The sequence below is a fragment of the Rahnella woolbedingensis genome, assembly GCF_003602095.1.
Lineage (GTDB): Bacteria > Pseudomonadota > Gammaproteobacteria > Enterobacterales > Enterobacteriaceae > Rahnella > Rahnella woolbedingensis.
Genome location: NZ_RAHH01000012.1, coordinates 14358 through 28532 on the forward strand (window position 1 = coordinate 14358; position 14175 = coordinate 28532).

Below are 14175 nucleotides of genomic sequence, written 5' to 3' on the forward strand. Positions count from 1 at the left end.
ATATGCAAATCACACATAAAAATGTGCATCCGGATCCAGCTTCCCGCTGAAAATTGTTTTATCCTGCAGAAATGGACAATGACTGTTTTCTGACACAGAGTGCCGATGAAAGTGCCGATGAAAATTGAAGACCTGACTGCCTTTGTGGCAGTGATACGCCTGCAATCCACCCGCCTCGCGGCCGATGAGCTGGGACTGACGCAACCGGCGATCACCCGCCGCGTACAGAATTTCGAAGAATCACTGGGCATTGCGCTTCTCAACCGCCAGACCAAACCGCTGAAACCTACGCTGATGGGCAACCGGGTGTATCAGCAATGTCGACATATTTTGCGTGAAGTGGATGCCCTGACCGATCTGGTCGCCGCCGACAGCCCGCCGTCCGGCCTGCTGCGCCTTGCCGTGCCACAAAGCCTGAGTGAAAGCAGTCTGCTGCCCGCGCTGAAAAAACTGTCGTCACAGTTTCCGGAGATTCAGCCGCGTTTATCGAGCGGCTGGGGTGAGGAACTGTTATTGCGCGTGCAGAGCCAGGAGCTTGAGGCCGCCGTCGTGCTGTTCCCGCTGAGCAAACAGTTTCCGGAAGGTGTAGAAAACCAACCGCTGGGCGCGGTGGATCTGGTGGTCGTCGGGCCAAAGGATCCGCAGGCGTTGCCGCAAAGGCTGGAAGATTGCTATCAGCGCGGATGGATCCTGAATCCGCAAGGGTGTGGTTTTCGCGCCGCGTTACAACGGGCGCTGACAGAACAGGGATTGCCGCTGCTGATTAATCTCGAAGCGTTTGGAACGACATTGCAGTTATCGCTGATCGCCGAAGGCCGCGGGCTGGGACTGATGCCCCGCGCCCTGGTTGAACATCATGCGCTGCGCGATCAGCTGGAATTGTATGCGCTGAAGGATTTCGCGCCGCGCAGCCAGCTGTGGCTTATCTATCCGAATGTACCGGCCAGTCAGATCCCGGCCATCGATGCGTTTGCCGCAGCGATAGCAGAAGGATTAGATTTGGTGGAAGTCCATAAATCTTCCCCCTGCTAAGCGGATTCTCTTTCCACCAGCGCCGGAGGCACAATGATATTTTGTGCTTCCAGATTCTGCCCGCCAATCCTTAACAGCAACCGTCTCGCGGTGGCATGACCAATTTCGCGCGCTGAGTTAGCAATGGACGTCAGCGGCGGTTCGGTCAGTTCCGATTCCGGCGCATCTTCCATGCCGATCAGGGCGATTTTCTGCTGATAAAAACTGTCTACCGCCCCGCCGCCGACTTGAGCACCGGTGCGTAACACGCCAAAATAAGCGCCCAGCGCGACAGAAGCTTTGTGACAAACAATCGCACTGATTTTCGGATAGTGCGACAGTAAAGTTTCAGCCGCATCGGCAGCGCTTTTTTGCTGATAATCACACTCGATAATCCATTCACTGCGAAATGGCAGGCCGTATTGTAATAAGGTGGCGCAAAAGCCACCGAGACGCTCGGCGCGGGTTAAGGAATGGCTCTCGCCCCCAAGATAGGCAATTTGTTTATGGCCGTGTTTGATCAGATATTCTGTGGCCATTTTGGCGGCCAGCATGTTATCAGGACGCACAACGTCGAGACCTTCGATACCGCCGGAACGCGCGGCGCACACCAGCGGCACGCCCTGCTCTTCGGCTCTTTCTTTCAGGCCCGCAACAGAATTCACCCCACCGGCGATCACAATACCGTCCACGCCGTGCGTGAGTAAGGTTTCGAAGCAGCGCATCAGCCCTTTGCCGGTTGAACCGCTTTGCAGCAGGAACAACACCTTGCCCTGAGCTTCAAACATCTCACTCAGACCGGCGGTCATTTCGGCATAAAACGGCTCGCAGATATCGCGCACAATCAGCCCGACGACACCGGACTCACCGCCGCGCAGCGTACTGGCCTGGCGGTTACGCACAAAACCCAGTTCATCCACGGCGCGGTTCACCCGCTCTGCCGTGGTCTGAGAGATGCGCCCTTTGCCGCTGAGCACCAGTGAAACGGTAGTGACCGAAACACCGGCATGCTGCGCTACATCGATAATGGTTATTTTTTTATGATTCATCAGACGTTGTCGTTCATTTCAAACTCCATGAAACGGGATCCTTTCCCGTCCGCTTTATTCCCCCTGAATTCAATCACAGGAAAAATTAGCGTGGTCAGACAGTTATACCTAATTCGACTTAATGAGTAAAACGTTTAACCTCCGTTTTACCCATGCAGTGCAGTCATGATCGAATATTGTGAAGTGCAACACGTATTATTTAGGTAAAACGTTTTATCTTAGCCGCCATCAACACACAGCCTAATAAAACAACTCAGGGAGCGGGTATGCCTGCCACTAAAAAACAAAAAATCACACTTTGGGAGTTTTTCCAAAGTTTAGGGAAAACCTTCATGTTGCCGGTCGCCCTGCTGTCGTTCTGCGGCATCATGCTGGGCATCGGCAGTTCGTTAAGCAGCCACGACGTTATTACATTGTTGCCGGCATTGGGTAATCCCATTCTCCAGCTGATTTTCATCTGGATGAGCAAAGTCGGTTCCTTCGCGTTCAGCTTCCTGCCGGTGATGTTTGCCATCGCTATCCCGCTGGGTATGGCGCGTGAAAACAAAGGTGTCGCAGCGTTCTCCGGCTTTGTCGGTTTCGCGGTGCTAAACCTGGCCATCAACTTCTTCCTGACAGCTAACGGCACCCTGCCGACAGTGGATCCGGCGATTCTGAAAGCCAACAACATTCAGATGATCCTGGGTATACAGTCTATCGACACCGGTATTCTGGGCGCAGTCATCGTCGGTATCATCGTTTACATCCTGCATGAACGTTACAACACCATCCGTCTGCCGGATGCGCTGGCGTTCTTCGGCGGTACCCGCTTCGTTCCCATCGTGACGACCGTGGTGCTGGGTCTGGTCGGTTTGATTATCCCGTTGATCTGGCCTTTCTTTGCCGCAGGGATCAATGGTCTTGGCCGTCTGATCCAGGACGCGGGCGTGTTTGGTCCGATGATCTTCGGTTCCGGCGAACGACTGCTGTTACCTTTTGGTCTGCACCACATTCTGGTTGCCCTGATCCGCTTCACCGAAGCAGGCGGCACGCTGGATGTCTGCGGTCGCGAAGTGAGCGGCGCACTGACTATCTTCCAGGCGCAGCTTTCCTGTCCGACGACTCACGGTTTCTCTGAAAGCGCAACGCAGTTCCTGTCTCAGGGTAAAATGCCAGCCTTCCTCGGCGGTTTGCCGGGTGCGGCACTGGCGATGTACCACTGTGCGAAACCAGAAAACCGTCATAAAATTAAAGGCCTGCTGATTTCCGGCGTTGTGGCTTGTGTGGTTGGCGGTACAACTGAACCGATCGAATTCCTGTTCCTGTTCGTGGCACCGGTTCTGTATGTTATCCACGCACTGCTGACCGGTCTGGGCTTCACCATCATGTCGGTTCTGGGTGTGACCATCGGTAATACTGACGGCAACATCATCGATTTCGTGGTCTTCGGTATTCTGCACGGTACCGCGACCAAGTGGTATCTGGTGCCGCTGGTGGCAGCTATCTGGTTCGCGGCTTACTACGCTATCTTCCGCTTCTCCATCATGCGCTTTAACATTAAAACGCCGGGTCGTGAATCTGAGAATATGCCTGCTGCCGCAGCCGTGCCGTCTTCCAGCAAATCGGGCTACAACGTGCCGGTTATTCTGAGCGCGCTGGGCGGTGCCGGTAACATCGTGTCACTGGATAACTGCATCACCCGCCTGCGTCTTTCAGTTGCGGATATGTCGCTGGTTGACGATGCTACGCTGAAAGCTAACCGTGCGATTGGTGTCGTGCATCTTAACGAGCACAACCTGCAAGTGGTTATCGGCCCTCAGGTGCAGTCGGTCAAAGATGAGCTGGATTACCTGATCCGCACCGCGGCCAGTAACAGTGCACCGGAACCGGTCATCGCGTAACATTCTGATTAACAGGGCGACTTATGTCGCCCTTTTCTGCTTTATTCAGGGAGTGAAATGTATGTCCTCAGCTTCTTTTGATTTCGATACCGTCACCGACCGCCACGGCACCTGGTGTACCCAGTGGGATTATGTCGCCGACCGTTTTGGCAGCGCAGATTTACTGCCCTTCACTATCTCCGACATGGATTTCCCCGCTGCGCCCTGCATTCTCAGTGAACTGCAAAAGCGCCTGCAACACGGTGTTCTCGGTTACAGCCGCTGGCATCATGACGATTTCCTCGGCGCTGTCGCGCACTGGTATCAGCAACGTTTTAACAGCCAGATTGACAGTGAGATGGTGGTGTATGGCCCGTCGGTGATTTACATGGTTGCGCAACTGATCCGCCAGTGGAGCCAGCCAGGTGACGGCATAGTGACATTTACGCCTGCCTACGACGCATTCTTCAAAGTGGTGGACGGCAATCAGCGCCAGATGCTGGCCTGTCCGCTGACCAAAAACGCTAATGACTGGTCACTCAACGCAGAGCATCTGGAAAGCCTGCTGGCGCAACCCGGCTGTTCTTTGCTGTTGCTGTGCAGCCCGCACAATCCGACCGGTAAAGTCTGGACGCGTGAAGAACTGACGCTGATTGCACAGCTGTGTGAACGCCACAACGTGCGCGTAATCAGTGACGAAATCCACATGGATATGGTCTGGGGTGAAAATCAGCACACGCCATGGAATGAAGTGGCGCGCGGCGAATGGGCGTTACTGACGTCCGGCTCGAAAAGTTTCAACATCCCTGCGCTGACCGGCGCTTACGGGCTGATCAGCCACAAGGCGCAGCGTGAAGCTTACCTGCATCAGCTGAAAGCCTGCGACGGCTTATCGTCTCCGGCGGTGCTGGCCGTTCACGCCCATGTGGCGGCGTATCACCACGGCGAACCCTGGCTGGATGCGTTGAGAGATTATCTGCAAGCCAACCTGCGCTACGTCGCCGACCAGCTGAATGCCGCTTTTCCGCAGCTGAACTGGCAACCGCCGCAATCCACCTATCTGGCATGGATTGATTTACGTCCGCTGGGTCTGGATGACAAACAGCTGCAAAATGAGCTGATCGAACATCAAAAAGTCGCGATCATGCCGGGTTATACCTACGGCGAAGAAGGTAACGGCTTCCTGCGCCTGAACGTCGGATGCCCGAGATCGAAGGTGGAAACGGGTGTGCAGGCTTTGATCCGCGCAATACAAAACTTACAGTAATAACCGTACGGCTCCCTCCCCCTGCGAATGGGGAGGAGCTAAGTTGCGCAACAACATTTCATTCATGGTGATTCTCCCGTTATAATGCCCCGCACATTTCAAAAATAATGAGTGCACATCATGATCGACACACGCCTTCCCCTGACCGACATTCACCGCCACCTTGATGGCAACATCCGCGCTCAAACCATTCTCGATTTAGGCCGCCAGTTTAATCTGACCCTGCCTGCCAATGAACTCGAAGCCCTGCGCCCGCACGTGCAGGTGATGCATACCGAACCTGATCTGGTGAGTTTTCTGCAAAAACTGGACTGGGGGGTAAAAGTGCTGGGCGACCTGGATGCCTGCCGCCGTATTGCGAAAGAAAACGTCGAAGATGCCGCGCGTGCCGGTCTGCATTACACCGAACTGCGTTTCTCCCCTTACTACATGGCGATGAACCACAAACTGCCGGTCGCGGGTGTCGTGGAAGCAGTGATTGAAGGGATCCGTGAAGGTCAGCAACATCATGATATCGATGTGCGTCTGATTGGTATTCTGAGCCGTACCTTTGGTGAAGACGCCTGTCTGCAGGAACTGGAAGGTTTACTGGCGCACCGCGACGGCATTACCGCGCTGGATCTGGCCGGTGATGAACTCGGTTTCCCCGGCAGTTTGTTTCTCAGCCACTTCAACCGTGCGCGTGACGCGGGCTGGCGCATTACCGTACATGCCGGTGAAGCGGCGGGTCCGGAAAGCATCTGGCAGGCAATCCGTGAACTGGGCGCAGAACGTATCGGCCACGGCGTGAAAGCCGCGCAGGATCCGCAACTGATGGATTTCCTGGCGAAGCATCAGATTGGTATCGAATCCTGCCTGACCTCCAACATTCAGACCAGCACCGTCGGCGCTTTCGAACACCACCCGCTGGCCGTCTTCCTGCGCCACGGCGTACTGGCTTCTATCAATACCGATGATCCGGCGGTTCAGGGTATCGAAATTGCTAATGAATATAACGTTGCCGCACCAGCTGCGGGACTGACTCAGGAAGAAATCCGCCAGGCACAGAAGAACGGCCTGACGATGGCGTTCCTGACCGAAACGGAAAAGCAGGCTATTCGCGATAAAGTGTCTGCGTAACCCTTTCTTTCGCTATAAAAAAGGGCGGAGATTATCTCCCGCCCTTTTCTTTTTCATTCAGTCCGTTAAACCGTTTTGACTTCTTCTTTCTTCACCACCGCTTCCGCTTCTTCACGCGCCACCCGTTTGGCATAGCGTGAAGCCAGCACCGCGCAGACCATCAGCTGGATCTGGTGGAAAATCATCAGCGGTAACACCATCGCCCCGACGGCCGATGCCGGGAACAACACGTTCGCCATCGGAATACCGTTCGCCAGACTCTTCTTTGAGCCACAAAACACAATGGTGATTTCATCTTTGGTATTGAAACCAAACAGCCGCGCCACGTAAGTGTTAATAATCAGCACAATGGTCAGCAGCACGATTGAGCAACCGAGGATCGCCAGCAGTGACCATCCGTCGATCTGATGCCAGATCCCTTCAACCACGGCGGCGCTAAATGCCACATAAACCACCAGCAGTATCGAAGAACGGTCAGTAATATTGACGATTTTTTTGTGACGCTGTACCCACGCACCGATCAGCGGACGGCACAGATGCCCGATGATAAACGGCACCATCAGCTGTAAAACGATAGAACCAATCGCGTGCAGGGTATCGTTGGTGCCGCCCTGTGTATGCATCAGCAGCCCCACCAGCACCGGCGACAGGAACACGCCGAGAATACTGGACGCCGACGCGCTGCAAATCGCCGCCGGAATATTCCCGCCCGCCACGGACGTATAGGCAATCGCCGACTGCACGGTCGCAGGCAGTGCGCAAAGATACAGAAAACCGTAATACAGCGTCGGCGTCAGAATACCGACCGGCACCAGCCATTTCATCCCCAGACCGAGCAGCGGGAACAGCGCAAAGGTGCTGAGAAATACCACCACATGCAGGCGCCAGTGGCTGATACCCGCCATAATCGCTTCACGCGACAGCTTCGCGCCGTGCATAAAGAACAGCAATGCGATGGCAGCGGTGGTCAGATAGCTGAAGATGGTTTTATAAATCCCCTCACAAGGGAAAAACGAGGCAACCAGCACCACACAAACCAGGATCAGCAAAAATTTATCGATTTTCAGACGTTGTAACCAGGACATGAACCTTCCTTGCAAAGTGAATAACAAAAGAAAATAAGAGTGTCACCGCAGCGACACTTCATAAACGCAGACGACTTGTTAGTTCTTGATGACTTTCAGCGTCGCCTGTTGTTCTGAGGATTGCATCCCCAGTTCGATCATTTCCATCACGCGGATGGCGTCCGCTGCCGGAACAGGATTTTCACCCGCGCCGTGAATGGCATCGCGCACACCAGCATAATAGGCCGGATAATTGCCCGGAACAGTCATCAACGACTTCTCGGCCAGCACCTCGTTGTGACTTAGCGTAATCACGCCGTCACGCCGGTCATAACCCCAGTCAGCCTGCGGCAGACGTTCGCCCGCTTTCAGTCTGTCTTCCTGCGGATCCAGCCCGAATTTCACGTAACTGCCCTTTTCGCCCTGCACGATAAAACGGGCGGTTTCTGCCACTGCGTAGACGGTACTGTGCAGCACCACGCGGCGGCGGGGATAGGTCAGCACGGCGTTAAAATAATCCACCGCTTTCCCACCGGGGCGCAGCACGGCCAGATCGGCCTGCAGCGTTTCGGGCAGTCCGAATAACTGTAAAGCCTGATCCAGCAGATGCGAGCCTAAATCGAACCAGATACCGCTGCCCGGCGCATCGCTTTCGCGCCAGCGCTGCTGCACCTGCGGTTTGTAGCGATCGTAATGGGATTCGAAATAGACGATATCGCCCAGCGTTCCTTCATCAATCAGCGTTTTGACCGTAAGAAAATCAGAATCCCAGCGGCGGTTATGGAACACCGACAGCACTTTGCCTTTTTCACGCGCCAGCGCATCCAGCTCGCGGGCCTCGCTCAGCGTCACCGTAAAAGGCTTATCCACGATCACGTGCTTACCGGCTTCCAGCGCCAGCTTCGCCAGCGGAAAATGCGTGGTATTGGGCGTCGGGATCACCACCAGATCGATGGAGGCATCCGCAAACAGCTTTTCAGGCGAATCCACGACCGCGACGTTCGGCCAATCGGCGTGGACTTTACCGGCATCACTGCTGGAAACTACGGCCAGTTCCAGACCGGGCGTGCCGTCGATCAGCGGAGAATGAAAGGTTTTACTGGCGAAGCCATAACCCACCAGGCCAACGCGAAGGGGATCAGTCATTGGAATTTCCTTTGTTTACGGTCTGCCCGTCCGGGCACGAATAACCTGATTTGACACCAGCTTATAAAGCCGGACAAGACATTTCACCATTGCGGATGGCCGCAGCCGAAAATTTCTGTTTCCGGTCACCCGAATTTTCTGAATCTGCCCGCAGCAGCACCTTTGCAGAGCAGGGAAAGTCATATTGTGGTGCAGGTCATCACTTTTAATTATAAGTTCGTTAACGTTCTTCTCATCAAATATCTAAAAATGTATAACATCAAGGCCCTGCCTGAATTCCTTCCGCGATTTCAACTGTGGCGTGGTAATTGCTTCAACAGCTTGTCTATACAGGGTTGCACATTAGGATTTTTATTAGCCGTCTTTTTCTCTTCCCACACCAAGCGAGGAAATTATGTCACCTTCTCAGACCTTTACGGGCTTGATCAAACACAAACTGGCTCTGGCCTGTTGTCTCGGCGCACTGGGCAGTTTCAGCCTGAGCGCTTCTGCCGCTGCACCCGAAGCGGGCACTTTCAAAATGGGCATCGAACCCTGGCTCGGTTATGGCCAGTGGCATGTGGCACAAAGTCAGGGCATTTTCAAACAGCAGGGGCTGGAAAAGGTCGACATCATTAACTTCGCCGAAGATAAAGATATCAACGCCGCGCTGGCCAGCGGTCAGATAGACGGCGCGAATATTGCGACGCATACCGCTATGGCGATGGTTTCTGCCGGATTACCCATTAAAGTCGTGTTGCTGCTCGATCAAAGTGAAACCGCCGACGCCCTGCTGGTCGGCAAAGACATCACCACGCTTAAAGATCTGCAAGGCAAGCAGGTGGCCTTTGAAGAAGGCACCACCAGCGACATTTTGCTGCACAGCGCCGTGAATGCCGCTGGCCTGAAATGGAGCGATATCACGCCGGTGCCGATGCCTGCTGATTCCGCTGGCAGCGCGCTGATTGCCAAACGCGTGACGGCGGCGGTGACTTACGAGCCCTACATTTCTGCCGCCAAGAAACAGGATCCGACGCTGAAAATGCTTTACAGCGGCTCTTCTGATCCCGGCCTGATAGGCGACGTGCTGGTGGTACGTGATTCCGTGCTCAAAGAAAAACCAGGCCAAATCGCGGCGCTGATCAAAAGCTGGGACGCCGCACTCACCCACTATCAGGCCAATACCGTCGCCGACCGCGCCCTTATCGCCAAAGCAGTCGGCGCCACGCCAGCCGATCTGGAATCCGCTTTTGACGGCGTGAAATACTACTCGCTGGCCGAAAACAAACAGGTACTCAGTCATTCTTTCTCTGACCAGACGTTTGCCCATGTGCTGAAAGCCGCCACCGCTGCCGGACTTATCCCGAAACCCGTCACTGCCGCTGAGGTCATTGATGCCAGCTTCGTGAACAGCCTGCCATGAGTTCGCGTCGTAAACCGCTCAATCTGATGGTGATTGGCCGTCTGCCGACGCGCAAAGTGTTCGTCGGCATTGCGGTCGCGTTGTTCGTTATCTTGTTTCTGGCCTGGGGACTGGCGACCGGCAGCGGCGCTATTGCGCCAATCTTTCTGCCGAAACTGACCGATGTCTGGCTGAAAATGGTCAGTCTGGCGCAGGACGGGACGTTGTGGAGCGACGTCAAAAGCAGCCTGTACCGCATCAGTATTGCTTTCGCCATTTCCTCGGTGATGTCGATTGTGATTGGCGTGCTGGCAGGCTGTTACGGGTTTTTCAAAGCGCTGACCGAACCGCTGGTGGATTTCATCCGCTATATGCCGGTGGTGGCGTTCGTGCCGCTGACCATTTTGTGGACCGGCACCGACGACGTACAGAAATTCCTGATTATCTGGATCGGCACCTTCTTCCAGCAGGTGTTAATGGTGATTGATGCCGTGAAACGTGTGCCGGGGGATTTCGTCGGGCTGGGCCGCACGCTGGGTATGCCGGATCGCAAAATTCTCTTTCGTATCGTTTTACCGGGCGCATTGCCGGGGATCTGGGACGCACTGCGCATCAGCCTCGGCTGGGCGTGGACCTGGCTGGTCCTGGCCGAACTGGTGGCGTCAACGTCCGGTCTCGGTTACCGCATTGTGGTCTCACAACGGTTCTTCCAGACCGATACCATCATCGGTTACATCCTGCTGCTGGGCATTCTGGGCTTAATCAGCGATCAGATCATGCGTGCTCTCGAGCGCGTCCTGTTCCGCTATAACAAGAGGCGATCCTGATGTCGGTATTAACCATCTCCCGTCTGCATAAAAGCTTTCAGGTGGGCAAACAGACGCGTGAAGTGCTGCACGATATCAGCCTGACGCTGGCCGATAACGAATTCGTTTCCGTCGTGGGCACCTCCGGCTGTGGCAAAAGCACATTACTGTCGATTGCTGCCGGTCTGGAAGATTACGACAGCGGCGATGTGCAGGTGGATGGCAAAACCATTCGCGGCGCGGGCATCGACCGTGGCGTGGTGTTTCAGTCTTACACCCTGTTGCCGTGGCTGACTGCCCGTCAGAATATTGAGTTTGCGCTCAAAGCCGCCGGTTTCAGCCGCGCAGATTGCCGTGAAAAAGCCGATCAGCATCTCGAACTGGTGCAGCTGACGCAGTTTGCCGACGCCTGGCCGTCAGAACTTTCCGGCGGGATGAAACAGCGCGTCGCCATTGCCCGCGCCCTGTCCTATCGTCCGAAAATCCTGCTGATGGACGAACCTTTCGGCGCGCTCGACGCCATGACCCGCCACCAGATGCAGGAACTGCTGACCGGCATCTGGGAACAGCACCGGCTGACAGTGATGTTCGTCACGCACGATATCGAAGAAGCGGTTTATCTTTCTGACCGCATCGTGGTGATGGGGCCCGGCACGATCCAGACCACTTTCGACGTGCCGCTGCCGCGTCCGCGCCGCGAGGAACTGATCGCCAGCCCTGAATTTACTGACCTGCAACGCCAGGTTCTGCATACAATCCGCAGCGGACACACCCGCGCTGCGCTGGCCTGATAACCGGAGATTTACCATGTCTGAATCTTTTCAAGCCGTGACTTTTCATGATCTGACTGACGCATCGGAACTGCCACCGGAGCTGTTCAATCGCACCGAAGCCGATCTGTCATTTTTCACCGAACGCGTCGCGCCGATTATTGAAGCGGTACGCACCGAGGGCGACGCCGCCCTGCTGCGTTTCGCGCAGGAATTTGACGGTGTCACCACGCCGGAAATGAGCATCATGGCGGAAGACGCCGAATTCGCCACCGCGTTCGAGCGGCTGGATCAGCAGGTGGTGGAATCGATCCGCTTTGCGGTCGAAAACGTCCGGGCGTTTCACGAAGCGCAGAAACCGGAAGACATGTGGATGAAAGAAATCCGCCCAGGCGCTTACGCCGGTGACCGCCATGTGCCCATCGATTCTGTGGCCTGTTACGTACCGCGCGGTAAAGGCTCTTTCCCGAGCGTATTGCTGATGACCACCCTTCCTGCCGTGGTTGCGGGGGTCAAACGCGCCATTGTGATCACGCCGCCCGGCCCCGACGGCAAAGTGGATGACGCAACGCTGGTGGCCGCGCGTCTGGTCGGCATCACCGAAGTGTATAAATGCGGTGGCGCACAGGGCGTGGCGGCGGTGGCGTTTGGCACTGAAACCGTGCCGAAATGCCTGAAAATTGTGGGCCCCGGCAGCCCGTGGGTAGTGGCCGCAAAGCGTCAGCTTTCTGGTCGTATCGACCCCGGTATTCCGGCGGGCCCCAGCGAAAGCCTGATCCTCGCCGATGACAGCGTGGACGGCGCGCTGGCGGCGCTGGATCTGATCATCGAATCAGAGCATGGTCCGGATTCCTCAGCTTATCTGGTCACCAGCAGCCGTCGCGTGGCTGAAGAAGCCATCGCCGCACTGCCCGGCTATTGGGCACAGATCGGTGAAAAACGGGCCGGTTTCTCGCAGGCAGTCCTGTGCGGAACGCACGGCGGCGTGGTTCTGACCGCCGACTTTGATGCCGCCGTGGAATTCGTTAATCAGTACGCCCCGGAACATCTGGAAATTCTGGCCGAAGAGCCGATGGCGGTGATGGGCAAAATCCGCAATGCCGGAGAAATTCTGTTAGGCAATTACACGCCAATCACCCTCGGCAACTTCGTGCTGGGCCCGAACGCGGTCCTGCCGACCAACGGTGCCGCTAAAACAGTCGGGCCGCTTTCGGTGTTCGACTATATGAAACGCATCTCGGTCGGTTATGTCACCCGTGAAGGCTATCAGCCGCTGGCCGACAAGGCGCACGCATTTGCCCTCTACGAAGGATTCCCAGGACACGCACTGGCGGTATCGCCATTACGCACTGAGATCCTCAACAAAAAAGGCCAATAACGATGAGCAATATGACGGGCAGTGAACCGCTGGCTGCGCGGGCGCGCCAGTTAGTGCAGGCCGGGGAATGGCAGCAGGCGGCTGACGCATTACGTCAGCTCATCAGCGAAGTGACCGGCGTGGCGGCCGGTCAGCTGACCATCAACCGCGACCAGTACAGCCTCAATTCGCTGAACGGCACGGTCACCCTCGACGATGGCCGCGCCCTGTTCTTCAAATATCACAATGAAGAAGGCGAAGACAAAACCATCGAGGAGTACTACAACGCTGAACTGCTGCGTGAAAGCGGATTTCGCGTAGACGTGCCGGTCTACGCTTGCGGCGAGCCGGGACGTCAGATCCTGATGTACACCCTGCGCCACGACCGCCGGATGGCGGATATTTGTCGCGACATCGAACAACAGCAGGCCTGGGATCAGGAAGAAGAAATTGAAGAGGCTCAGCGGCGCGCCGACCGGGATATTCTGACGCACACTCTGCCGACGCTGAAAGCCGCAACGGTGAGCGCGGTTGCCGCTGAACCCATCCATCAGCTGTTTCACCATCGCCTGATATCACCGGATAATCCGGAAATCACCGCCGGTTTCGGTGGCCGTGTAGCCCGGTTTTATGTCGATAAAACCTTCCGGCTGGAAGACGAGGAACTGGAATGGCAAACGCTGAGTAACCTGCGCTGGGTGATCAACGGCGTGGCGTATCAGCACAGTCTGCGGCAATTATTCGCCGAGGCGGGCATTCGTCTGGCCCCGGCGGCGCTGGCCGGTCACGGGGTGATCACCGCCCACGGTGACGCGCACAATGCCAACGTCTGGTACGACACCCATGAGGAAATCCCGCAACTGGTGAGTTTTGACCCCGCGTTCGCCGGGCGCAATATTCCCGCACTGCTGGCGGAGATCAAAGCGACATTCCACAACATCTTCGCCCACCCGCTGTGGCTGTACGAGCCGTCGCGCTGCGGCGAACTGTACAAAGTGACCGTCATGCGCCGTGGTGATACGCTTTTCGTTGATCACAACTGGCAGTTAACCCCGCTGCGTGCGGCATTTTTGCGTTATAAAGGCGAGGAATACTGGCAGCCGTTACTGGCCCAGCTCGCTCGCCGTGGATGGCTGCCGCCCCACTGGCAGCGAATTTTCCGCCTCGCGATGTTCTGCTGTCCGACGCTGGTCCTCGATCTGCGCGCCGGAGGTTTCAGCGGTCATACGCCGACCAGTTCCGCCCTCGGGCTGGCGATGGCGGTAATGCTGGGGAGTGAACCGGTGGAAGACAGGGATGAGTTCAGCGGGTGGCTTGGGGGGCTCGTATGATGTCAGACGATTTGC

At 56.0% G+C, this 14175-nt stretch carries 12 protein-coding genes; 9 read left to right on the plus strand and 3 right to left on the minus strand.

Annotation, left to right across the window (positions count from 1 at the left end):
• Window positions 1–117: 117 nt before the first annotated feature.
• A complete protein-coding gene (locus D6C13_RS11710; RefSeq protein WP_120133038.1) occupies window positions 118–1032 on the plus strand; it encodes a LysR family transcriptional regulator in 915 nt (304 codons plus the stop codon).
• Here the strand turns inward: D6C13_RS11710 and malI are convergent.
• Window positions 1029–2060, minus strand: a complete 1032-nt coding sequence (gene malI / locus D6C13_RS11715; RefSeq protein WP_120132922.1) for a Mal regulon transcriptional regulator MalI — start codon at window positions 2058–2060, stop codon at window positions 1029–1031. The genes D6C13_RS11710 and malI overlap by 4 nt on opposite strands.
• A gap of 266 nt (window positions 2061–2326) precedes the next feature.
• Here malI and malX point away from each other — a divergent pair, with 266 nt between their 5' ends.
• From malX to add, 3 genes are all read left to right on the plus strand, one after another.
• Window positions 2327–3940, plus strand: a complete 1614-nt coding sequence (malX, locus tag D6C13_RS11720; RefSeq protein WP_120132923.1) for a maltose/glucose-specific PTS transporter subunit IIBC — start codon at window positions 2327–2329, stop codon at window positions 3938–3940.
• Window positions 3941–4001: 61 nt separating this feature from the next.
• Window positions 4002–5186 (plus strand): MalY/PatB family protein, encoded by a 1185-nt coding sequence (locus D6C13_RS11725; RefSeq protein ID WP_120132924.1) that lies wholly within the window; start codon window positions 4002–4004, stop codon window positions 5184–5186.
• 120 nt (window positions 5187–5306) lie between these two features.
• Window positions 5307–6305: an adenosine deaminase gene (gene add / locus D6C13_RS11730; RefSeq protein ID WP_120132925.1), complete on the plus strand. Its 999-nt coding sequence runs from the start codon at window positions 5307–5309 to the stop codon at window positions 6303–6305.
• A 65-nt stretch (window positions 6306–6370) separates the two neighbouring features.
• Here the strand turns inward: add and D6C13_RS11735 are convergent, their stop codons facing one another.
• Both D6C13_RS11735 and D6C13_RS11740 read right to left on the minus strand, forming a co-directional pair.
• Complete coding sequence (locus tag D6C13_RS11735) at window positions 6371–7390, minus strand: bile acid:sodium symporter family protein (protein ID WP_120132926.1); 1020 nt, start codon at window positions 7388–7390, stop codon at window positions 6371–6373.
• A gap of 78 nt (window positions 7391–7468) precedes the next feature.
• Window positions 7469–8515 carry an oxidoreductase gene (locus D6C13_RS11740; RefSeq protein ID WP_120132927.1) on the minus strand — a complete coding sequence of 349 codons (1047 nt, stop codon included), beginning with the start codon at window positions 8513–8515 and terminating at the stop codon, window positions 7469–7471.
• Window positions 8516–8909: 394 nt separating this feature from the next.
• On the opposite strand from D6C13_RS11740, the gene D6C13_RS11745 reads away from it, so the two are divergent.
• From D6C13_RS11745 to D6C13_RS11765, 5 genes are read left to right on the plus strand one after another with little or no spacing between them, the layout of a single operon-like run.
• Window positions 8910–9917 (plus strand): ABC transporter substrate-binding protein, encoded by a 1008-nt coding sequence (locus tag D6C13_RS11745; protein WP_120132928.1) that lies wholly within the window; start codon window positions 8910–8912, stop codon window positions 9915–9917.
• Complete coding sequence (locus D6C13_RS11750; RefSeq protein WP_120132929.1) at window positions 9914–10723, plus strand: ABC transporter permease; 810 nt, start codon at window positions 9914–9916, stop codon at window positions 10721–10723. The genes D6C13_RS11745 and D6C13_RS11750 overlap by 4 nt, the downstream gene beginning before the upstream one ends.
• Window positions 10723–11493: an ABC transporter ATP-binding protein gene (locus D6C13_RS11755; protein WP_120132930.1), complete on the plus strand. Its 771-nt coding sequence runs from the start codon at window positions 10723–10725 to the stop codon at window positions 11491–11493. The genes D6C13_RS11750 and D6C13_RS11755 overlap by 1 nt, the downstream gene beginning before the upstream one ends.
• Before the next feature lie 16 nt (window positions 11494–11509).
• On the plus strand, window positions 11510–12850 hold the full coding sequence (gene hisD, locus D6C13_RS11760; RefSeq protein ID WP_120132931.1) for a histidinol dehydrogenase: 1341 nt from the start codon (window positions 11510–11512) through the stop codon (window positions 12848–12850).
• Window positions 12851–12852: 2 nt separating this feature from the next.
• Window positions 12853–14160, plus strand: coding sequence for a hypothetical protein (locus D6C13_RS11765; protein WP_120132932.1), 1308 nt, complete (start codon window positions 12853–12855; stop codon window positions 14158–14160).
• The last annotated feature ends 15 nt before the right edge of the window (window positions 14161–14175 follow it).